The following is a 21,532-nucleotide window of genomic DNA, read 5'->3' as shown; positions in this document are numbered from 1 at the left end:
CTGCATGACTACCCTCTGGGATGGGGGTGTGTCGGTCCGGCGACCTACAGTGGTGTCGTGCCGTCCTCCGTACCATCCCGAACCGTTCCGTCCAGCACCGCCCCGCCGGACGGGCCCTCCGGCGGGGCCGCCGCCACGTTCACGCGCGCCCGCCACGACCGGATCCAGGTCCAGGGAGCACGGGAGCACAACCTCAAGGACGTCTCGCTCGAGATCCCGCGCGACGCGCTCGTCGTCTTCACGGGGCTCTCCGGGTCGGGCAAGTCCAGCCTGGCGTTCGACACCATCTTCGCCGAGGGGCAGCGGCGCTACGTGGAGTCGCTGTCGGCCTACGCGCGCATGTTCCTGGGCCAGATGGACAAGCCCGACGTCGACTTCATCGAGGGGCTGTCGCCGGCGGTGTCGATCGACCAGAAGTCGACCAACCGCAACCCGCGGTCGACGGTCGGGACCATCACGGAGGTGCACGACTACCTCCGCCTGCTCTACGCCCGCGTCGGGCGTCCCCACTGCCCCGTGTGCGGGGAGCCGGTCGAGCGGCAGACCACCCAGCAGATCGTCGACCGGCTCGCCGAGCTGCCCGACGGGACCCGCTTCCAGCTGCTGGCCCCCGTGGTGCGCGGGCGCAAGGGGGAGTTCGTCGACCTGTTCGCCGAGCTGCAGGGGTCGGGCTTCGCCCGCGCCCGGGTCGACGGCGAGGTCGTGCAGCTGACCGCGCCGCCGACCCTGGAGAAGCAGCGCAAGCACACGATCGAGGTGGTCGTCGACCGGCTGGTGGCCAAGCACGAGCCGGACGGCGCCCCGACCGCCTCGTTCGCCCGCCGCCTCACCGACTCCGTGGAGACCGCCCTTCGGCTGGCCGACGGGATCCTGCTGGCCGAGATGGTGGACGTCCCCGCGCCGGGGGAGGAGCAGCGGGCGGGCCGGCCGGCACCCGTCGACGCGCACGGGCAGGCACTGCCGCGGGAGCGGCGCTACTCAGAGCGGATGGCCTGCCCCAACGACCACCCGTTGAGCCTCGACGAGCTGGAGCCGCGCAGCTTCAGCTTCAACAGCCCCTTCGGGGCCTGCGCCGAGTGCACCGGGATCGGCTCCGAGCTCGAGGTGGACCCCGAGCTGGTGATCCGGGGGGAGGAGACCTCGATCGCCGACGGCGCGATCATCCCGTGGTCCACGACCGCGGGCGTCAACGACTACTACGCCCGGGTGCTCGGCGGCCTGGCGGAGGACCTGAAGTTCCGCATCGACGTGCCCTGGCGGCAGTTGCCCGGCCGCGCGCGCGACGCGATCCTGCACGGTCACAAGCACAAGGTGCACGTGCGCTACCGCAACCGCTTCGGCCGCGAGCGCAGCTACTCGACGGGGTTCGAGGGGGTCGTTCCCTACGTCAAGCGCAAGCACGCGGAGACCGAGTCCGACAGCAGCCGGGAGCGCTACGAGGCCTACATGCGCCAGGTGCCCTGCCCGGCCTGCAAGGGGGCCCGGCTCAAGCCGGAGATCCTCGCGGTGCTCATCGGCGGGCGCAGCATCGCCGAGGTCTCCCGGATGCCGATCGAGGAGTGCGCAGACTTCCTCGCCCAGGTCGAGTACACCCCGCGCGAGCAGTCGATCGCGGCCCAGGTCAACCGGGAGATCGCCGCGCGCCTGGGGTTCCTCCTGGACGTGGGGCTGGACTACCTCTCGCTCGACCGTCCCGCGGGCACCCTGTCGGGAGGGGAGGCCCAGCGCATCCGCCTGGCCACCCAGATCGGATCGGGTCTGGTCGGGGTGCTCTACGTCCTGGACGAGCCGAGCATCGGCCTGCACCAGCGCGACAACCACCGGCTCATCGAGACCCTCACCCGGCTGCGAGACCTGGGCAACACGCTCATCGTCGTCGAACACGACGAGGACACCATCGGCCAGGCCGACTGGGTCGTGGACATCGGCCCGGGCGCGGGCGAGCACGGTGGCGAGGTCGTGCACAGCGGCACGGTGACCGGGCTGCGCGAGCACCCGACCTCGCTGACGGGGCAGTACCTCTCCGGCCGGCGCGCCATCCCGGTCCCGTCCCAGCGACGGCCGCAGGACGGTCGGGTGGTGACGGTGCGTGGCGCCCGTGAGCACAACCTGCAGGACGTGGACGTGAGCTTCCCGCTGGGCAACCTGGTGGCGATCACCGGGGTGTCGGGGTCGGGCAAGTCCACCCTGGTCAACGACATCCTCTACCACGTCATGGCCAACCAGCTCAACGGCGCCCGGCACGTCCCGGGCCGCCACCGGCGGGTCGAGGGGCTGGACCAGCTCGACAAGGTGGTCCACGTCGACCAGGGGCCGATCGGACGCACGCCGAGGTCCAACCCGGCGACCTACACGGGGGTCTTCGACCACGTCCGGCGGCTCTTCGCCGAGACGGCCGAGGCAAAGGTGCGGGGCTACCTGCCCGGGCGGTTCTCCTTCAACGTCAAGGGTGGGCGGTGCGAGGCCTGTTCCGGCGACGGCACCCTGAAGATCGAGATGAACTTCCTGCCCGACGTCTACGTGCCCTGCGAGGTGTGCCACGGGCCGGCGCTACAACCGCGAGACCCTCGAGGTGCACTTCAAGGGACGGACCATCGCCGACGTGCTGGAGATGCCGATCGAGGAGGCCTCCGACTTCTTCGCGGCGGTGCCGGCCATCAGCCGGCACCTGACGACCCTGACCCAGGTCGGGCTCGGCTACGTCCGCCTCGGGCAGCCGGCCACCACCCTGTCCGGGGGTGAGGCCCAGCGGGTCAAGCTGGCCGCGGAGCTGCAGAAGCGCTCGACCGGCCGCACGATCTACGTGCTCGACGAGCCCACGACCGGGCTGCACTTCGAGGACATCCGTCGCCTGCTGGGGGTGCTCCAGGGCCTGGTCGACAAGGGCAACACCGTGCTGGTCATCGAGCACAACCTCGACGTCATCAAGAGCGCCGACTGGATCGTCGACATGGGTCCGGAGGGCGGCAACGGCGGCGGTACGGTCGTCGTGGAGGGCACCCCGGAGGCCGTGGCCGGCCATCCGGGCAGCCATACCGGCCGGTTCCTCAACGACCTGCTGACCACCGCCCGCCGCTCGACGGCCTGAGGAGGAGCGACCCGATGACCTCTACGCCCGGCACGTCCCGCACCGCCGGCACCACCCCCCCGTCCTGCGGCGCCCCGGCCCGGCGCAGCGTGCTGCGGGCGGGGGGCGCCTCCGCCCTGCTGCTCGGCGCCACGCCGCTGCTGGCCGGCTGCGGCGACGACGGGCAGGCTTCGACCGGGGTGTCGGCCACCGATCCCGACGGCACCGTGCGGGTCCCGGCGGCCGACACCCCGGTCGGCGGCTCGACGTACTACGCCGACCCCAAGGTGGTCGTGAGCCACGTGGAGGAGGGCAGCTACGTCGCCTTCGACGCCGTCTGCCCGCACGAGGGGTGCGCCACCTCGGACCGTCGCGACGACCAGCTGGTCTGCCCGTGCCACAACAGCCGGTTCGACCCCGCCACCGGCGACGTGCTGGCCGGCCCGGCGCCCACCGGTCTGCGGGTGCTGAGCGTCGAGGTCGACGGGGAGGACCTGCTGGTCCGTGGCTGATCCCGCGACCTACCGTCCGCGACCGGGGGAGATCCCCACCGAGCCGGGGGTCTACCGCTTCCGCGACGCGCACGGCCGCGTCATCTACGTGGGCAAGGCCCGCTCCCTGCGCTCCCGCCTGTCCTCCTACTTCCAGGACCTGCGCGCCCTGCACCCCCGCACCCGGCAGATGGTCACGACCGGGGCGAGCGTGGAGTGGACCGTGGTCCGCAACGAGGTGGAGGCGCTCCAGCTGGAGTACTCCTGGATCAAGGAGTTCGACCCCCGGTTCAACGTCAAGTACCGGGACGACAAGTCCTACCCCTACCTGGCGGTCACCATGGGGGAGGCGTTCCCCCGGGCCCAGGTGATGCGAGGGCGCAAGCGTCCGGGCACACGCTACTTCGGCCCCTACACCCACGCGTGGGCCATCCGGGAGACGCTGGACACCCTGCTGCGCGTCTTCCCCGTGCGGACGTGCTCGGGCGGGGTGTTCCGCCGGGCCGAGCAGTCCGGCCGGCCCTGTCTGCTCGGGTACATCGACAAGTGCTCCGCGCCGTGCGTGGGCCGGGTGAGTGCCGAGGAGCACCGGGAGATCGCCCAGGACTTCTGCGACTTCATGGCCGGCGACGCGGAGCGGTTCGTGCGGCGCATCGAGGACCGCATGCGGGCGGCCTCCCAGGAGCTCGACTTCGAGACCGCGGCGCGGCTGCGCGACGACGTCGGTGCCCTGCGCCGGGCCCTGGAACGCTCGGCGGTCGTCCTGCCCGACGCCACCGACGCCGACGTGTTCGGGCTGGCCGACGACGAGCTCGAGGTGGCGGTCCAGGTCTTCCACGTGCGTGGGGGCCGGATCCGCGGACAACGGGGCTGGGTCAGCGAGAAGGGCGCGGAGGACATGGGCTCGATCGTCGAGCACCTGCTCCAGCAGGTGTACGGCCCCGAGGACGGGGAGACCGTCCCGCGCGAGGTCCTCGTCCCGGTGCTGCCCACCGACCCCGAGGACATGGAGGCCTGGCTCTCGGCGCGACGCGGCGGGCGGGTGCGCGTGCGGATCCCTCAGCGCGGGGACAAGCGGACGCTCATGCAGACCGTGGCGCGCAACGCCGACCAGGCCCTGGCCCGGCACAAGGTGGCCCGGTCCGGCGACCTGACCCTGCGCTCGCAGGCCCTGCAGGAGCTGCAGGACACCCTCGAGCTGCCCGAGGCGCCGCTACGGATCGAGTCCTTCGACATCAGCCACGTCCAGGGCACCGACGTGGTCGGCTCCATGGTCGTCTTCGAGGACGGTCTGGCCCGCAAGGCGGAGTACCGCCGGTTCATCGTCCGGGACGGGACGGGGGACGACACGGCGGCCATGCACGAGGTGCTGGGCCGGCGGTTCCGCCACCTCGGCCGGGCACCGGCCGGGACGGACCCCACTCCTGGCACGGACCCGACCCCCGGGCCGGACCCGACCCCCGGGCCGGACCCGACCCCCGAGGAGCCGGCCGCCCAGGATGGCCGGTCCACCTTCCGCTACCCGCCCAACCTCGTCGTCGTCGACGGGGGCCGCCCCCAGGTGGAGGCCGCCCGGGCCGCCCTGGCCGCGGTCGGCGTGCACGACCTGGCGGTCATCGGGCTGGCCAAGCGGCTGGAGGAGGTGTGGCTGCCGGGGGAGGAGCACCCGATCGTGCTGCCCCGCACCAGCGAGGGGCTCTACCTGCTGCAGCGGGTGCGCGACGAGGCGCACCGGTTCGCCAACACCTTCCACCGGCAGCGTCGCTCCCGCAGCATGACGAACAGCCAGCTGGACGGGATCCCCGGCCTGGGCAGGACCCGGCAGCAGGCCCTGCTGGCCCGGTTCGGGTCGGTCAAGGCCCTGCGCCGGGCGGAGGAGGAGGACCTGCTGCAGGTCCCCGGCATCGGGCCGGCCGTGGCCCGGGCGGTGCTGGAACGCCTGCGCGGCAGCGAGCCGGGGATGGCGGTTAACCTGAGCACAGGCGAGGTGCTGGACTGACCTGCCGCACGCGAACGACCACGACAGACGAGGCGCAGTGAATCCCGACCAGCGCACCGGGCCGTCCCCGGCCCCCGGCCCCGACCCGACGACGGCGGCGGTGACGTCGACGGGGACGAGGACCCGGGAGGCCGCGGCAGGACGGCGGCAGGACGTCGTCATCGTCACCGGCATGTCGGGGGCCGGCCGGTCCACCGCCGCCGACGTGCTGGAGGACCGGGGCTGGTACGTCGTCGACAACCTGCCGCCGCCGATGATCCAGCACCTGATGCAGACCACCGCCGACGACCCCCAGCGGCAGAAGGTCGCGGCCGTCGTGGACGTCCGCAGCCGCGACTTCACCACCGAGCTCTCCCGCGCGCTGCACCAGCTCGCCGAGGACGGCTGGCGGCCCCGGGTGGTCTTCGTCGACGCGTCCGACGAGGCCCTCGTGCGCCGCTTCGACGCCGTCCGGCGCCCGCACCCGCTGCAGGGCGAGGGTCTGCTGCTGGACGGTATCCGCCGGGAGCGCCGGATGCTGGCCGACCTGCGCTCCAACGCCGACGTCGTCGTCGACACCACGAGCTACAACGTCCACCAGCTCACTGCCAAGATCGACTCGCTCATCAACGCCGACCACCAGCTCCAGCTCCGCCTGGCGGTCATGTCCTTCGGCTTCAAGTACGGCATCCCCCTGGACGCCGACGTGGTCCTGGACCTGCGCTTCCTGCCCAACCCCTACTGGGACCCCGAGCTGCGCCCCTACACGGGCAAGGACGCGCCGGTCCGTGCCTACGTCCTGGGCCAGGAGCTCGCCGGGACCTACCTCGACCACGCCGAGCAGCTGCTGCGCACCGCCGTGGAGGGATACCTGGCCGAGGGGCGCCGCTACGTGACCGTGGCGGTCGGGTGCACCGGTGGCAAGCACCGCTCGGTCGCCGTCTCCGAGGACCTGGCCCTTCGGCTGGGAGACCTGCAGGGACGCGGGGTGCAGCTGACCACGTTCCACCGCGACCTGGGGCGGGAGTGAGGAGCCCCAGGGTGGTGGCCCTCGGCGGCGGCCACGGGCTGTCCGCCTCCCTCCAGGCGCTGCGGCACACCACCGAGGCGATCACGGCCGTGGTCACCGTCGCCGACGACGGGGGCTCGAGCGGCCGGCTGCGCCAGCAGTTCGACATCCTGCCGCCCGGGGACCTGCGGATGGCTCTCGCGGCGCTGTGCGAGGACACCCAGTGGGGGCACCAGTGGTCCGCCGTCCTGCAGCACCGGTTCGGCGGCCACGGCGAGCTGGCCGGCCACCCGCTCGGCAACCTGCTCATCACCGCGCTGTGGGACCTGGTGCCCGAGCAGGAGGTGCGCGGCCTGGACCTCGTCGGCCGGCTGCTCAACACCCGCGGCCGGGTGCTGCCGATGTCCCTGCTGCCGCTGGACATCGAGGCGACCATGGGCGTCCCCGACGACCTCGGCCACGAGGTGCTCGTCACGGTGCGCGGGCAGTCCCGCATCGCCAAGCACCCCGGCCGGGTCGACGCCATCAGGCTCGTCCCCGAGGCGCCGCCCGCGTGTCCCGAGGCGCTGGAGTCGATCAAGCTCGCCGACGTCGTCGTCCTGGGGCCGGGTTCCTGGTTCACCTCGGTCATGCCCCACCTGCTGGTCCCTGACCTCCTGGAGGCGCTGCACGACACCCCCGCCACCCGGGTGCTCACCCTCAACGTCAGCCTCACCGACGACGAGGCGGCCGGCTACACCGTGGCCGACCACGTCGGGGCGATCCTCAAGCACGCCCCGGGGTTGAGCTTCGACCACGTGATCGCGGACCCGCAGGTGGTGTCCACCGTGGCGGAGCGGACGGCCCTGCAGGAGGCGGTCGCCCGGCTGGGTGCCCACCTCGTGGTGACCACCGTGGGCAAGATGCGCACGCCGGGGGTCCACGACACCCTGCGCCTGGCGGCGGCCTACCGGGACGTCATGGCGACCCTGTCATGAGGCCGGGTGTCGGGGTACCCTGCCGGTCGCAGGTGGGGTTCCTGCCCGGACCGTGCCAGGACCTACCAGGAGGACGAGCGTGGCGATGACCGCCAAGGTCAAGGACGAGCTGGCCAGGCTGCCGGTGACCAGGACGTGCTGCCGCAAGGCGGAGGTGTCCACCATGCTGCGCTTCGCCGGGGGGCTGCACATCGTGGGCGGCCGGATCGTCATCGAGGCCGAGCTCGACACGGCCCAGAGCGCCCGCCGGCTGCGCGCCTCGATGGCCGAGGTCTACGGCAGCAGCAGCGAGCTGGTCGTCATGAGCCCTGGAGGACTGCGCAAGCACACGCGGTATGTCGTGCGCGCCACCTCCGAGGGCGAGGTCCTGGCCCGCCAGACCGGCCTCATCGACCACCGCGGACGCCCCGTGCGCGGTCTGCCCCCGCGCGTGGTCGGCGCCTCGGTCTGCGACGCGGAGGCGGCCTGGCGCGGTGCCTTCCTGGCCCACGGCTCGATCACCGAGCCGGGCCGCTCGACGGCGATGGAGGTCACCTGTCCGGGGCCTGAGGCGGCACTCGCACTGGTGGGCGCGGCCCGCCGGCTCGGCATCCAGGCCAAGGCGCGGGAGGTCCGCGGCGTGGACCGGGTGGTGATCCGGGACGGGGACGCCATCGGCGCCATGCTCACGCGGCTGGGCGCCCACGACGCCGTGCTGGCGTGGGAGGAGCGCCGGATGCGGCGGGAGGTGCGGGCCACCGCCAACCGGCTGGCCAACTTCGACGACGCCAACCTGCGCCGGTCGGCCCGCGCCGCGGTGGCCGCCGGTGCACGGGTGGAGCGCGCCCTGGAGATCCTGGGGGACCAGGTCCCCGAGCACCTCAGGGTCGCCGGCGAGCTCCGCCTGCAGCACAAGCAGGCCAGCCTGGAGGAGCTGGGTCAGCTGGCGGACCCGCCGATGACCAAGGACGCCGTGGCCGGCCGGATCCGGCGACTCCTGGCGATGGCCGACAAGCAGGCCGAGGACCTGGGCGTGGAGGGGACCGAGGCCAACATCACCCCCGACATGCTCGACGACTGAAGACTCCTGCCACGGGCCGAAGCGCAGCCGGGTGGCCGTGCCGAGGCTGCGACAGGGAGGTCCCGGCGAGGTCCGGGGAAGGCCCGGGGGGTGGTCCGGGGAAGGCCCCGTGGGTGGTCCGGGGAAGGCTCCGGGGGTGGTCCCGGGGGCGGTCCGAGAAAGGCTCCGGGGGTGGTCCCGGGCGTGGTCCCGGCGGGGGCTCACCTGCGTTGGGCAGCCCCGCCGGGGGACGATAGGTTGGGACCAGGACGACGGCGTCCTTCGTCGCGGCGCGCGTCCGCGCGCCGCGCCCACCCACGAGGGAAGGTTCACTCATGACCGTTCGCGTAGGTATCAACGGTTTCGGCCGCATCGGCCGCAACTTCATGCGGGCCGTGCTGGCGTCCGGCGCCGACATCGAGATCGTGGGGGTCAACGACCTCACCGACAACGCCACGCTGGCCCACCTGCTCAAGTACGACTCCATCCTGGGCCGTCTCGACGGCGACGTGACCTCCTCCGAGACCGAGATCACCGTGGACGGCAGGGCTGTCAAGGCGTTCGCCGAGAAGGACCCCTCGGCGCTGCCCTGGGGCGAGCTCGGCGCAGACATCGTCATCGAGTCCACCGGCATCTTCACCGACGCCACCAAGGCCCAGGCGCACATCGACGCCGGCGCCAAGAAGGTCATCATCTCCGCGCCCGCCAAGAACGAGGACATCACCCTGGTGATGGGCGTCAACGACAAGGACTACGACCCCGCGTCGCACCACATCATCTCCAACGCCTCCTGCACCACGAACTGCCTGGCGCCGATGGCCAAGGTGCTCAACGACGAGTTCGGCATCGTCAAGGGTCTGATGACCACCATCCACGCCTACACCGCCGACCAGAACCTCCAGGACGGCCCGCACAAGGACCTGCGTCGTGCCCGCGCCGCGGCCCTCAACATCGTGCCGACCAAGACCGGCGCGGCCCAGGCCGTGGCGCTGGTGCTGCCCGAGCTCAAGGGCAAGTTCGACGGCTACGCCCTGCGCGTCCCGGTCCCGACCGGGTCGGCCACCGACCTGACCTTCCAGGCCGGCCGGGAGGTCACCGTCGAGGAGGTCAACGCCGCGATGAGGAAGGCGGCCGAGGGCGAGCTCAAGGGCATCCTCGTCTACACCGAGGACCCGATCGTCTCCAAGGACATCGAGACCGACCCCGCCTCCTGCATCTTCGACTCCGGGCTCACCAAGGTCATCGGCGACCAGGTCAAGGTCGTCGGCTGGTACGACAACGAGTGGGGCTACTCCAACCGCCTCGTGGACCTCAGCCTCCTGGTCGGAGAGAAGCTCTGAGCGGCATGCGCTCGATCGCGGACCTGACCGAGGAGCTGGGCGGCCTGGCGGGACGCACCGTGCTGCTGCGCAGCGACCTCAACGTCCCGCTGGACGGTGACCGGATCACCGACGACGGCCGGGTGCGTGCCTCGGTGCCCACCATCGAGGAGCTGGCCTCCGCCGGCGCCCGCGTCGTGGTCACCGCCCACCTGGGCCGGCCCAAGGGGACCCCGGAGGCGAGGTACTCGCTCCGTCCCGTCGCCGACCGGCTCGGTGAGCTCCTCGGCCGTCCGGTGACCTTCGTCGAGGAGACCGTGGGGGCCACGGCCCGCGCGGCCGTCGAGGCGATGGCCGACGGCGACGTCGTCGTGCTCGAGAACCTCCGGTTCAACCCCGGGGAGACCGCCAAGGCCGACGAGGACCGTGCCGGGTTCGCCCAGGAGCTGGCCTCCCTCGCGGACGCGTTCGTCTCCGACGGGTTCGGTGTCGTGCACCGGGCCCAGGCCTCCGTCTACGACGTGGCCCGCCTCCTGCCGCACGCCGCGGGCGGTCTGGTCCGCTCGGAGGTGGCGATCATGCGCCAGCTGCGGGAGGACCCCCGACGTCCGTACGCGGTCATCCTGGGCGGGGCCAAGGTCAGCGACAAGCTGGGCGTCATCGAGTCCCTCATCACCGTCGCCGACCGGCTCCTCGTCGGGGGCGGCATGGTCTTCACCTTCCTCAAGGCCCAGGGCCACGAGGTGGGGACCAGCCTGCTGGAGCAGGACCAGGTCGACACGGTTAGGGGCTACCTGGAGGCGGCCGCCCAGCAGGGCGTGGAGATCGTGCTGCCGACGGACATCGTCGTCGCGGACGCCTTCTCGGCGGACGCCGCGCACGAGGTCGTGGCGGCCGACGCCATCCCCGCCGACCGGATGGGGCTGGACATCGGACCGGAGTCCGAGGCGCTCTTCGCCGAGAAGCTGGCCGACGCACGGACCATCTTCTGGAACGGGCCGATGGGTGCCTTCGAGATGGAGCCCTTCGCCTCGGGCACCCGGGCCGTGGCCAGGGTGCTGGTGGAACGCACCCGCGAGGGAGCCATGACGGTCGTCGGCGGTGGTGACAGCGCGGCGGCCGTGCGCGACTTCGGGCACGCCGACGCCGACTTCGGCCACATCTCCACCGGTGGTGGTGCGAGCCTGGAATACCTGGAGGGCAAGGAGCTCCCCGGCCTGACGGTGCTGGAGGACCGATGACGACGACGAGGACCCCGCTGATGGCGGGCAACTGGAAGATGAACCTGGACCACCTCCAGGCCACGCACCTCGTGCAGAAGCTGGACTGGACGCTGCGGGACGCCAAGCACGACTTCGCGGCCGTCGAGGTCGTGGTCCTGCCGCCGTTCACCGACCTGCGCTCGGTGCAGACCCTGGTGCAGGGCGACAAGCTGGCGCTCGGCTACGGCGGCCAGGACCTGTCCCAGCACGACGACGGTGCCTACACCGGCGAGATCTCCGGCGCGTTCCTGGCCAAGCTCGGGTGCGGGTACGCCGTGGTCGGGCACAGCGAGCGCCGCGAGCACCACGCCGAGTCCGACGAGCTGGTCGCATCCAAGGTGCGGGCCGCGCTGCGGCACGGGCTCACCCCGATCCTGTGCGTGGGCGAGCCCCTCGAGGTGCGCCAGGCGGGCGAGCACGTGTCGCACGTGGTGTCCCAGCTGCGGGCCGCCCTGGAGGGGCTGGACGCCGACCAGGTCGGCCGGGTGGTGGTGGCCTACGAGCCGGTGTGGGCCATCGGCACCGGCGAGGTGGCCACCCCGGCCGATGCGCAGGAGGTCTGCGCGGCCGTGCGCTCCACCGTGGCCGAGCTGGTCAGCGGGGAGGTTTCGACCTCCCTGCGGGTGCTCTACGGCGGGTCGGTGAAGCCGGGCAACGTGGCCGAGATCATGGCCCAGGAGGACGTGGACGGGGCACTCGTGGGAGGGGCGTCCTTGTCCGTGGAGGACTTCTCCGCGATCTGCCGCTACCGCGAGCACGTCGGCACCGTCTGACCGCCGCGGCGTCCGCGCCGCTTCGTGCTCCGGCCACCCGCTGGGTTAGGCTGTCGGACGCCCGGGACCCTGGTTCCGGGCGTCCGTCATCCGTCCCGAAACGACTGTCGAGGTGTGCACCGCGTGGAGTACGTGCGCTGGTTCCTGAACGGCCTGCTGGTCATCACCAGCGGGTTCCTCGTGCTGCTGATCCTCATGCACAAGGGCCGCGGGGGCGGGATGTCGGACATGTTCGGCGGAGGCATGAGCAGCAGCCTGGGCGGCTCCTCCGTGGCGGAGCGCAACCTCAACCGCATCACGGTGGCGGTCGCCGTGGTCTGGACCGCGGTCATCGTGGCGATCGGGCTGCTCATCCGCTTCGGCTGAGCGGCCGCGCCTCTGGTGCCCGCGCCACCCCACGGGTTACTCTCTACCCCCGGGCCGCTCGTGTCCCACGTCGGTCGCGCGTCCGCTCCCGTGCGGTCGGCCCGGTCCGGCACGGCACGAGGAGAGGCACCCATGGTCGGTAACAACGCGATCCGCGGCAGCAGGGTCGGTTCCGGCCCGATGGGCGAGAGCGAGCGCGGCGACTCCGCCCCCCGCACGGTCGTCAGCTACTGGTGCGCGCGCGGGCACGAGACCCGCCCCAGCTTCGCCCGTGACGGTGAGGTCGAGCTGCCCGAGACCTGGGACTGTCCCCGCTGCGGGCTGCCTGCCGGCACCGACCCCGAGAACCCTCCCCAGGCTCCCCGCACGGAGCCGTACAAGACCCACCTGGCCTACGTCAAGGAGCGGCGTAGCGACCAGGACGGCGCCTCGCTGCTGGAGGAGGCGCTGCGCACCATGCGGGAGCGGGGCGTCGGCGGCGGTACCTGAGCCGGGGACCCGGCGACGACGGTGTGTGAGCCGGGCCCGGTGGCGGTTTCCGAAGGGGGACCCGGCGCGACGGGTCCTGGGCGGGGCGTCGGCCGCGGTGGCTGAGCCGGGCGCCGGTGGCGGTTGAGCGTCGAAGACGCTCCCGCGGTCCGGCACCGTGTCGGGGTGGGCCCGGGCAGCCCCCGGTCACCCCCGGGTCTGCCCCTCGACCTGGGCGGCGGCCGCCTCGTCGACCCACCAGACCGTCTCCTGGCGACCGTGGACGCAGGACGCGGGCAGGTCGTGGTCGTCGGTGGCGTCCAGGGAGGCCGCGACCGCCTCCGCCTTGTCCGGCCCCGCGACGACGAGCCAGACGGCACGGGCGGCGTTGATCGCCGGCAGCGTCAGGCTGACCCGTGACGGCGGCGGCTTGGGGGAGTCCCGCACGGCGGTCGTGGCCGGCTCGACGAGGTCCAGCTCGTCGCGTCCGGGGAAGAGGGAGGCGACGTGCGCGTCCGGACCCACGCCGAGCAGCACCACGTCGAGCTCGGGCACCGGCGAGGGCGCGTCGGCCCACCGGGCCAGCTCGACCGCGTACCGGGCGACCGCCGACTCCAGCCGGGCAGGATCGGCGCCTCCGGGCACCCGGTGGGTGTGCTTGACGAGCACCGGGACCTGGTCCAGCCCTGCTGCGTCGGCCTGCGTGTCGTTGCGGTCGGGGTCCCCCGCGGGGAGGAACCGCTCGTCGCCCCACCACACGTGCACCTGGCGCCAGGAGGCTCGTTCCAGCGCACCCTCCCGGACCAGGTCCGCCAGGCCGCTGACCACGGCCCCGCCCATCGATCCGCCCGTCAGGGCGACGTGGGCCGTTCCGCGCTCGGCGACCGCGTCCTCCACCCGGCGGGCGAGCTCGCGGGCCACCGCCGTCCCGAGGGCGTCCTTGTCGGCGTGCACGCGCAGGTCTGCCCGGGTCGCCTCGGCGAGCCGCTGCTCCACGTGCTCCTGCAGGTCCTCCGCACCGGTCGGTGCCGGGGGTCGGCGGTCCAGCCGGTCGCTGTCCAGGGAGGTCCGGTCGCCGGTGTCCACCGGAGCCGGCCCCTTCGGAGCGGCGCCGCGGCGCACCGCATCCGTCCGGGACCCCCCGCTGCGCACGAGCGGCAGCCCCTCGCACAGGGCCGCGGCGTAGACCTCGTCGGCGTCCAGCCGACGCAGCTCGTCGGCCAGCGCCTCGGCCGGGCCGGGGGTGTGCAGGGCCACCAGGCGGGGGAGGCTGCCCTCCCTCGACAGGGTGGCGGTGTCCGCACCGTCGTCGGTGCGCACCAGGTCCACGGGCCCGCCGTCGCGGTCGAGCCGCACGCTGACGAGGCCCGTCCCGGCGGCGCTGCGGGCGCGCTGGACCGGGCACCGGAGCGCGTGGGCGAGCCACCCGGCGAGCAGGTCGGCCCCGGGGTGGGCCGCCTCGGCCGTCACCGTGGCCGAGGTGACCGGCTCGAACGGTGCCGACTCCAGGGACGAGGCGAGCAGGGCCCGCCAGCGGGTGATCCGGGTCCAGGCCAGGTCGGTGTCGCCCGCCGCGTAGTGCCGGGCGCGTCGGCGCAGCTCGGTGGGCGGTCGGGCGGCGGCCAGGGCGTCGGTGATGCGGCGGTGTGCCATCCGGCCCAGGTCGTCGCCGGCGACGTCGGCGGGGGCGTCGCCGGGCCACCAGGTCACGACGGGGGAGTCGGGCAGCAGCAGCGGCGTGACCACGGCGTCCTCGTGGCGCGTCAGCTCACCGTAGAGACGCAGGACCACGATCTCGCTGGCCCCGGCGTCACCGCCGACGCGGATCTGGGCGTCCAGCCGCCCACGGCCCCGCGCGTTGCCGCGCACCAGCACGATGATCCTGGCGGGGTGCTGCCGGGTGGCGTCGTTGGCGGTCCGCACCGCCTCGTCGGCCCCGTCCTCCTCGACGCTGACGACGAGGGTGAGGACACGGCCCATGGCCATCGCCCCGACGCCGTCGCGCAGCCGGAGCAGCTCCTTGACGACGTCGCGGGTGGAGGTGCTCGGCAGGTCACGGATCACGGCAGCCTCCAGGTGCGCCCGTCACGGCTCATCAGCTCGTCGGCCGACCCCGGTCCCCAGGTCCCGGCCGGGTAGTCCGGGGGCGGGGACGAGGACCGCGCCCAGTGCTCGATGATGGGGTCCAGGATCTTCCAGGAGAGCTCGACCTCCTCGTGCCGCGGAAAGAGCGGCGGCTCCCCGAGGAGCACGTCCAGGATCAGCCGTTCGTAGGCCTCGGGGCTGGACTCGGTGAACGACGCGCCGTAGCCGAAGTCCATGGTCACGTCCCGCACCTCCATCTGGCTGCCCGGCACCTTGGAACCGAACCGCATCGTCACGCCCTCGTCGGGCTGCACCCGGATGACGACGGCGTTCTGACCGAGCTCCTCGGTCGCGGTGTCGGTGAAGGGCAGGTGGGGCGCCCGCTTGAGCACGACCGCGATCTCGGTCACCCGCTTGCCCAGGCGCTTGCCCGCCCGCAGGTAGAAGGGGACCCCCGCCCACCGGCGCGTGTGCACCCCGAGCTTGAGCGCGGCATACGTCTCGGTCGTGGACCCGGGGTCCACCCCGTCCTCCTCCAGGTAGCCCCCGACCTTCGCGTCACCCTGCCAGCCCTCGGCGTAGCGGCCCCGGGCGGTGGCCTCGTCCAGGTCGTCCGGGAGGCGGACGGAGGCGAGCACCTTCTCCTTCTCCGCGCGCACGGCGTCGGCGGTGAAGGCGATGGGCGGCTCCATCGCCGTGAGCGCCAGCAGCTGCAGCAGGTGGTTCTGGAGGACGTCGCGCGCTGCACCGACCTCGTCGTAGTAGCCGGCCCGGCCGCCGATGCCGATGTCCTCGGCCATGGTGATCTGCACGTGGTCGACGTAGTGGCTGTTCCAGACCGGCTCGAACATCTGGTTGGCGAAGCGCAGCGCCAGCAGGTTCTGCACCGTCTCCTTGCCCAGGTAGTGGTCGATGCGGAAGACCGAGTCGGGGGGGAAGACGCCCTCGACGATGTCGTTGAGGGCCTGGGCGCTCTGCAGGTCGTGGCCGAAGGGCTTCTCGATGACCACCCGCCGCCAGGTGCCCGGGCGGGGGTCCGACAGGCCGCTGGCCTGCAGCCGTTCGCAGACCGGGGCGAACCAGGCCGGGGGGATCGACAGGTAGAAGGCGTGGTTGCCCCCCGTGCCGCGGCGCTGGTCGAGCTCGCGCACCGTCCGGGCGAGCAGGTCGAAGGCGTCGGGGTCGTCGAAGGCGCCCGGCACGAACCGGAACCCCTCGGCCAGGGAGCGCCACACCTCCTCGCGGAACTCCGTGCGGGCGTGCGCCCGCACGGAGTCGTGCACGACCTTGGCGAAGTCCTGGTCGGCCCACTCCCGTCGGGCGAACCCCACGAGGGAGAACCCCGGCGGCAGCAGGCCGCGGTTGGCCAGGTCGTAGATCGCCGGCATGAGCTTGGTGCGGGCCAGGTCGCCGGTGACGCCGAACATGACCATGCTGCAGGGTCCGGCGATGCGGGGCAGCCGCTTGTCGTCGGGGTGACGCAGCGGGTTGTGCTCCGGTGTCACCGGGGCCGGGGCGTCGGGCATCAGCCGGCCAGGATGCGACGCAGCTGCTCCAGCCCCTGCGCCTGGTCGGTCAGGTGCAGCCGGAGCACCGGCCGCCCGTGGTCGGCCAGCACCGCGGCGTCACCGGCGGCCTGGGCGGCGATGAACTCCCCGAAGGTGAAGTCCTGGCCGGCGACGGTGAGGTCCTCCTGCGGCTCACCGGTGACCTGGAGGTAGACGCCCTGGGCGGGGCCTCCCTTGTGGTACTGGCCGGTGGAGTGCAGGAACCGGGGACCCCAGCCGAAGGTGACGGGGCGTCCGGTCCGGTCGACGAGGTCCGCCTGGACCTGCGCGAACCCGGCGTGCTCGAGGCGGTCCAGGTAGACCATCACCGCGAGATAGCCCTCGCTGGGGTCGAGCTGGTCGAGCAGCGCGGAGACGGCGCCCTGGAGGGAGTCGGTCCCGGCGGGCAGCCAGCCGGGCCCGGCGGCCCGGACCTCGACAGCGCCGTCGGTCAGGTCCGGCTCGACCCGTGCCCCGCCACCGTCGGCCATGATCTGGCGGGCGGCGTCCTTGGCGCTCTCCACGTCGGGCTGGTCGAAGGGGTTGATGCCGAGCAGACGGCCGGCCACCGCGGTGGCCACCTCCCACAGGAGCAGCTGGGCCCCCAACGAACCGCCGACGGCGATCCGCGAGCCGGTGCTGACGCCGGCGCCCTCCTCGGGTGCGCTGTCCTCGTCCTCCTCGTCGGCGCCGAGATCGAGCTCGACCTCGTCGGCTGCGACGAGGGCGACCACCGTGCAGTCGGCGGTCTCCCGCAGCCCCTGGGCCGGAGGCCGCCCGGAGGGCGTGACGACCGGGAGGACGCCGGTGCCCTCCTTGCCGGTGGACTCGGCGATCAGCTGCTCGGCCCAGTCGGCGAGCCCGACGATGCCGGACCCGGCCTCCGCGAACAGGAGCTTGTCGCGCAGGGGCTCGGTGCCGCCCATCGCGGCGCCCAGGCGCAGGCCCGGGTTGCCCAGGTCGTCGTCGGCGAGCAGGTCGGCGACCTCCTCGGCCTCGTCGAGCAGCTGCCCGACGTCGACCCCGGCCAGGCCGGAGGGGACCAGGCCGAAGGCGGTGAGGGCGGAGTAGCGCCCCCCCACGTCGGGGTCGGCGTTGACGACCCGGTACCCGTCGGCGCGGGAGCGCTCGTCCAGCGGGCTGCCCGGGTCGGTCACCACCACGATCCGGTCGGTCGGGTCGATCCCCGCGTCGGTGAACGCCTGCACGAAGGCCCGGCGCTGGGAGTCGGTCTCCAGGGTCGAGCCCGACTTGGAGCTGACGACGACCGCCGTGCGCCCCAGGTCGGTGGTGACGGCCGAGCGGACCATGTCCGGGTCCGAGCTGTCCAGCGTCACGAGGGGCACGCCGGCGGTGGCGCAGATGACCTCGGGGGCCAGCGACGAGCCGCCCATGCCGCACAGCACGACCCGGTCCACCCCCTGCTCCCGCAGCTGCTCGCGCAGCGCCTCGACCTCGCCCACCAGGGGACGGGAGGAGCGGGGGAGACCGACCCAGGACAACCGGACCGAGGCCTCCTCCTCCGCCTCCGGCCCCCACAGCGTGGGGTCCTGGTCGAACAGGCGGGAGGCGAAGCGCTCCTCCACCAGGGCGGCCAGGTGACGCTCGACCGCGTCGGCGGCGGCCCCGAGCGCCTCGACGGTCAGTGCGCTCATGCCCGTCCCTTCGCCTTGTCCAGCTCGGAGGCCACGGTCTCCAGCAGCTCCTTCCAGGAGGCCTCGAACTTGTCCACCCCCTCGGTCTCGAGCTGCTCCACCACGTCGGTGTAGTCCACACCCACCCGGGCGAGGTCGTCGAGGACCTTCTGCGCCTCCTCGTAGGTACCGGTGACGGTGTCACCGGTCAGCCGGCCGTGGTCGACCGTGGCCTCCAGCGTCTTGGCGGGCATCGTGTTGACCGTGTGGGGCGCGACCAGCCCGGTGACGTACATGGTGTCGGGGTAGTCGGGGTTCTTCACGCCGGTGGAGGCCCAGAGCGGGCGCTGGACGTTGGCGCCGTCGTCGGCCAGGTTCTGCCAGCGGGGGGTGGAGAAGACCTCCTCGAAGGCCTGGTAGGCCAGGCGGGCGTTGGCCAGACCGGCCTTGCCGCGCAGGGCGAGCGCATCCTCGGTGCCGATCTTGTCCAGCCGCCCGTCGATCTCGCCGTCCACCCGGGAGACGAAGAAGGAGGCGACGGAGTGGATGGGGGCCAGGTCGTGGCCCCGCTCCCGGGCCTGCTCAAGACCGGTGAGATAGGCGCTCATCACGCCCCGGTAGCGGTCGAGGCTGAAGATCAGGGTGACGTTGACGCTGATGCCCTCGGCGAGGGTCTGGCTGATCGCCGGCAGGCCCTCGACGGTCGCCGGGATCTTGATCAGCAGGTTGGGGCGGTCGATCTCGGACCACAGCCGCCGGGCCACCTCCACGGTGCGCGCCGTGTCCTTGGCCAGCCGGGGGTCGACCTCGATGGACACCCGGCCGTCGAGACCACCGGTCTGCTCGTGGACGGGGGCGAGGACGTCGCAGGCGTCGCGCACGTCCTGGGTGGTCAGCGCGAAGACCGCCTCGTCCACCGAGGACCCGGACAGCTCGGCCATCTGGTCGCTGTAGGACTCGCCCTCGGCCAGGGCGCTGGCGAAGATCGTCGGGTTGGTGGTCACGCCCAGCACGCCTCGGTCGACGTAGCCCTGCAGGTCGCCGTCGGCGATCATCGGGCGGTTCAGGTCGTCCAGCCAGACGGACACGCCGGCGTCGGCGAGCTCGTGCAGGATCGTGCGGGACTGGCCCTGGTCGGAGGTGGCGCCCTCCTCGGGGGCCTGGGTGGGCTTGCCGTCGTCGTGGTGGCTCATGGTGTCCTCGCTCACTTCTGGGTCTCGTCGGTGGACCGGGTTCCGCCGTCGCCGGCGTCCCCCAGGGTGCTCTGGTCGTCCCCGGGCTCCTGGGGGTCGGAGGTGCCGGGGGCGGAGGGGGCGTCGCCGCTGGCCGCGGCGAGCGACTCCCGGGCGGCCTCGGCGACCGCGTCTGCGGTGAGGCCGAACTCGCGGTAGAGGGTCTCGAAGTCGGCGGAGGCACCGAAGTGCTCCAGGCTGACGATCCGGCCCGCGTCCCCGACCAGCTCTCGCCAGCCCTGGGCCACGCCCGCCTCGACCGATACCCGGGCGCGCACCGCGGGCGGCAGCACCTCCTCCCGGTAGGTCCGGTCCTGCTCGTCGAACCACTCGCGGCAGGGCATCGAGACCACCCGCGTGGGCACCCCGTCGGCCTGCAGCTGGTCGCGGGCGCCCAGCGCCAGCTGGACCTCGGATCCGGTCCCGATGAGGACCACCCGCGGGTCGCCGCCGTCGGCCTCGGCCAGGACGTAGCCGCCCCGGGCCACGCCGTCGGCGGAGGCGAGCACGGACCGGTCGAACGTCGGGACGTTCTGCCGGGTCAGGGCCATCGCGGAGGGGTGGTCGACGGTCTCCAGGATCGTGCGCCAGGCCACCGCCGTCTCGTTCGCGTCCGCCGGCCGGACCACGTCCAGGCCGGGGATCGCGCGCAGGGCGGCCAGGTGCTCCACCGGCTGGTGGGTGGGGCCGTCCTCGCCGAGCCCGATGCTGTCGTGCGTCCAGACGTAGACGACCGGCAGCTGCTGGAGGGCGGCGAGCCGGACGGCCGGGCGCATGTAGTCCGAGAAGATCAGGAAGGTGCCGCCGTAGGGGCGGGTCAGGCCCTCCAGGGCGATCCCGTTGAGGATCATGCCCATGCCGTGCTCACGGATGCCGAAGTGCAGCGTGCGGCCGTAGCGGTGGCCGGGGAAGGCCTCGGTCGCCTTGGAGTCCGGCACGAAGCTCGGCTCGCCCTCCATCGTCGTGTTGTTCGAGCCCGCGAGGTCGGCGGATCCGCCCCACAGCTCGGGCATGACCGGCGCGAGGGCGGTCAGCACCTGGCCCGACGCCTTGCGGGTCGCGATCCCCTTCTCGTCGGCCTCGAAGGTGGGCAGCGCGTCCTCCAGGCCCTCCGGCAGCTCCTTGGCCTGGAGGCGGTCCAGCAGCCGGGCGCTGTCCGGGGCTGCCTCGCGCCAGGCGTCGTACCGCTCCTGCCACCGGGAGTGCGCCTCCTGGCCACGCTCGACGACCCTGCGGGCGTGCTCGACCACCTCGTCCTCGACCGGGAAGGCGGCCTCCGGGTCGAAGCCGAGCAGCTTCTTGGTGGCCGCGACCTCGTCCTCCCCGAGCGCCGAGCCGTGCGAGGCACCGGTGTCCCGGCGGTGGGCGCGGGCCAGGCGATGATCGTGCGCAGGATGACCAGGGTCGGGCGGTCGGTGCGCTCGCGGGAGGCCTGCAGGGCGGCGAACAGGGCGTCGACGTCCTCGGTGTAGGGGCCCTCCTCCCCGGCCTGCTCCTCGACGGCGTCTCCGCTGTCGCCGGCGCGTCCGCGCCAGTCGATGGTCTCCACGTGCCAGCCGTAGGCCTCGTAGCGCTTGGCGACGTCCTCGCTGAAGGAGATGTCGGTGTCGTCCTCGATGGAGATGAAGTTCTGGTCGTAGACCAGGGTGAGGTTGGACAGCTCCTGGTGACCCGCGAGGGAGGAGGCCTCCGAGGAGACGCCCTCCATCAGGTCGCCGTCGGAGGCCACGACCCACACGTGGTGGTCGAAGGGGGACTCCCCGGGGGCGGCGTCGGGGTCGAGCATGCCCCGCTGCCGGCGCTGCGCCATCGCCATGCCGACCGCCGAGGCCAGGCCCGAGCCCAGGGGCCCGGTCGTGATCTCCACGCCGGTCGTGTGGTGCACCTCCGGGTGCCCGGGGGTCGCGCTGCCCCAGGTCCGCAGCGCCTTGAGGTCGTCGAGCTCCAGGCCGTAGCCGGAGAGGTAGAGCTGGATGTACTGGGTGAGGCTGGAGTGCCCGGCGGACAGGACGAACCGGTCCCGGCCCAGCCAGTGGGGGTCGGAGGGGTCGTGGACCATGACGTTCTGGTAGAGCAGGTAGGCCAGGGGAGCCAGGCTCATGGCCGTCCCCGGGTGGCCGTGCCCCGCGTGCTGAACGGCGTCGGCCGCCAGGACGCGGACCGTGTCCACCGCCCGGACGTCCGTGTCGCTCCAGCCCACCTCGTCGGCGATCGGCCGGGTCAGGCTCGCGTCGCGGCCGGCGGTGAGGGTCGGCTCGGTCTGGCTCACGTGTTCTCCTCGGGTT

Annotated in this window: 14 protein-coding genes and 2 pseudogenes; 11 read left to right on the top strand and 5 right to left on the bottom strand. The window is 73.1% G+C overall.

What is annotated here, in order from left to right:
* Positions 1–57: 57 nt before the first annotated feature.
* From uvrA to ACQ95T_RS11500, 11 genes and pseudogenes are all read left to right on the top strand, one after another.
* A pseudogene (gene uvrA, locus ACQ95T_RS11550) lies at positions 58–3,088 on the top strand (excinuclease ABC subunit UvrA).
* A gap of 14 nt (positions 3,089–3,102) precedes the next feature.
* Positions 3,103–3,579, top strand: coding sequence for a Rieske 2Fe-2S domain-containing protein (locus ACQ95T_RS11545; RefSeq protein WP_425943567.1), 477 nt, complete (start codon positions 3,103–3,105; stop codon positions 3,577–3,579).
* Positions 3,572–5,557, top strand: a complete 1,986-nt coding sequence (uvrC, locus tag ACQ95T_RS11540) for an excinuclease ABC subunit UvrC (protein ID WP_425943565.1) — start codon at positions 3,572–3,574, stop codon at positions 5,555–5,557. Before ACQ95T_RS11545 ends, uvrC begins: the two co-directional genes overlap by 8 nt.
* A gap of 172 nt (positions 5,558–5,729) precedes the next feature.
* The gene (gene rapZ / locus ACQ95T_RS11535; protein ID WP_431473826.1) at positions 5,730–6,566 is read left to right on the top strand and encodes an RNase adapter RapZ; all 837 of its coding nucleotides are present in this window, start codon (positions 5,730–5,732) and stop codon (positions 6,564–6,566) included.
* 11 nt (positions 6,567–6,577) lie between these two features.
* The gene (locus ACQ95T_RS11530) at positions 6,578–7,522 is read left to right on the top strand and encodes a gluconeogenesis factor YvcK family protein (protein WP_425943563.1); all 945 of its coding nucleotides are present in this window, start codon (positions 6,578–6,580) and stop codon (positions 7,520–7,522) included.
* 79 nt (positions 7,523–7,601) lie between these two features.
* Positions 7,602–8,582: a DNA-binding protein WhiA gene (gene whiA / locus ACQ95T_RS11525; protein WP_425943561.1), complete on the top strand. Its 981-nt coding sequence runs from the start codon at positions 7,602–7,604 to the stop codon at positions 8,580–8,582.
* 314 nt (positions 8,583–8,896) lie between these two features.
* The gene (gene gap / locus ACQ95T_RS11520) at positions 8,897–9,901 is read left to right on the top strand and encodes a type I glyceraldehyde-3-phosphate dehydrogenase (RefSeq protein WP_425943559.1); all 1,005 of its coding nucleotides are present in this window, start codon (positions 8,897–8,899) and stop codon (positions 9,899–9,901) included.
* Between the two features lie 5 nt (positions 9,902–9,906).
* Positions 9,907–11,121, top strand: a complete 1,215-nt coding sequence (locus tag ACQ95T_RS11515; protein WP_425943557.1) for a phosphoglycerate kinase — start codon at positions 9,907–9,909, stop codon at positions 11,119–11,121.
* Positions 11,118–11,915, top strand: a complete 798-nt coding sequence (gene tpiA, locus ACQ95T_RS11510) for a triose-phosphate isomerase (RefSeq protein WP_425943555.1) — start codon at positions 11,118–11,120, stop codon at positions 11,913–11,915. The genes ACQ95T_RS11515 and tpiA overlap by 4 nt, the downstream gene beginning before the upstream one ends.
* Positions 11,916–12,038: 123 nt before the next feature.
* Positions 12,039–12,281 carry a preprotein translocase subunit SecG gene (gene secG / locus ACQ95T_RS11505; protein WP_425943730.1) on the top strand — a complete coding sequence of 81 codons (243 nt, stop codon included), beginning with the start codon at positions 12,039–12,041 and terminating at the stop codon, positions 12,279–12,281.
* A 132-nt stretch (positions 12,282–12,413) separates the two neighbouring features.
* Positions 12,414–12,770 (top strand): RNA polymerase-binding protein RbpA, encoded by a 357-nt coding sequence (locus ACQ95T_RS11500; protein WP_425943553.1) that lies wholly within the window; start codon positions 12,414–12,416, stop codon positions 12,768–12,770.
* 186 nt (positions 12,771–12,956) lie between these two features.
* Here ACQ95T_RS11500 and pgl read toward each other — a convergent pair whose 3' ends face one another.
* From pgl to tkt, 5 genes and pseudogenes are all read right to left on the bottom strand, one after another.
* A complete protein-coding gene (pgl, locus tag ACQ95T_RS11495; protein ID WP_425943551.1) occupies positions 12,957–14,813 on the bottom strand; it encodes a 6-phosphogluconolactonase in 1,857 nt (618 codons plus the stop codon).
* Positions 14,810–16,360, bottom strand: coding sequence for a glucose-6-phosphate dehydrogenase (gene zwf / locus ACQ95T_RS11490; protein WP_425943549.1), 1,551 nt, complete (start codon positions 16,358–16,360; stop codon positions 14,810–14,812). The genes pgl and zwf overlap by 4 nt, the downstream gene beginning before the upstream one ends.
* Entirely contained in the window at positions 16,360–18,036 is a 1,677-nt protein-coding gene (locus tag ACQ95T_RS11485) for a glucose-6-phosphate isomerase (RefSeq protein ID WP_425943547.1), read from the bottom strand. Before ACQ95T_RS11485 ends, zwf begins: the two co-directional genes overlap by 1 nt.
* On the bottom strand, positions 18,033–19,223 hold the full coding sequence (gene tal, locus ACQ95T_RS11480) for a transaldolase (protein ID WP_425943545.1): 1,191 nt from the start codon (positions 19,221–19,223) through the stop codon (positions 18,033–18,035). Before tal ends, ACQ95T_RS11485 begins: the two co-directional genes overlap by 4 nt.
* Positions 19,220–21,516 (bottom strand): annotated as a pseudogene (gene tkt, locus ACQ95T_RS11475) (transketolase). Before tkt ends, tal begins: the two are co-directional and overlap by 4 nt.
* Between the last annotated feature and the right edge of the window lie 16 nt (positions 21,517–21,532).

The organism is Ornithinimicrobium carbonis (assembly GCF_050703245.1).
Classification (GTDB): Bacteria; Actinomycetota; Actinomycetes; order Actinomycetales; family Dermatophilaceae; genus Ornithinicoccus.
Note: the sequence above shows the minus strand (reverse complement) of the source record. Positions and strands in the feature narration are given on the sequence as shown.

Coding starts and splice junctions, on each gene's coding strand:
- ACQ95T_RS11545 (WP_425943567.1), top strand. CDS start 3,103: ATGACCTCTACGCCCGGCACGTCCCGCACCGCCGGCACCACCCCCCCG.
- rapZ (WP_431473826.1), top strand. CDS start 5,730: ATGTCGGGGGCCGGCCGGTCCACCGCCGCCGACGTGCTGGAGGACCGG.
- gap (WP_425943559.1), top strand. CDS start 8,897: ATGACCGTTCGCGTAGGTATCAACGGTTTCGGCCGCATCGGCCGCAAC.
- ACQ95T_RS11515 (WP_425943557.1), top strand. CDS start 9,907: ATGCGCTCGATCGCGGACCTGACCGAGGAGCTGGGCGGCCTGGCGGGA.
- tpiA (WP_425943555.1), top strand. CDS start 11,118: ATGACGACGACGAGGACCCCGCTGATGGCGGGCAACTGGAAGATGAAC.
- ACQ95T_RS11500 (WP_425943553.1), top strand. CDS start 12,414: ATGGTCGGTAACAACGCGATCCGCGGCAGCAGGGTCGGTTCCGGCCCG.
- zwf (WP_425943549.1), bottom strand. CDS start 16,360: ATGCCCGACGCCCCGGCCCCGGTGACACCGGAGCACAACCCGCTGCGT.
- ACQ95T_RS11485 (WP_425943547.1), bottom strand. CDS start 18,036: ATGAGCGCACTGACCGTCGAGGCGCTCGGGGCCGCCGCCGACGCGGTC.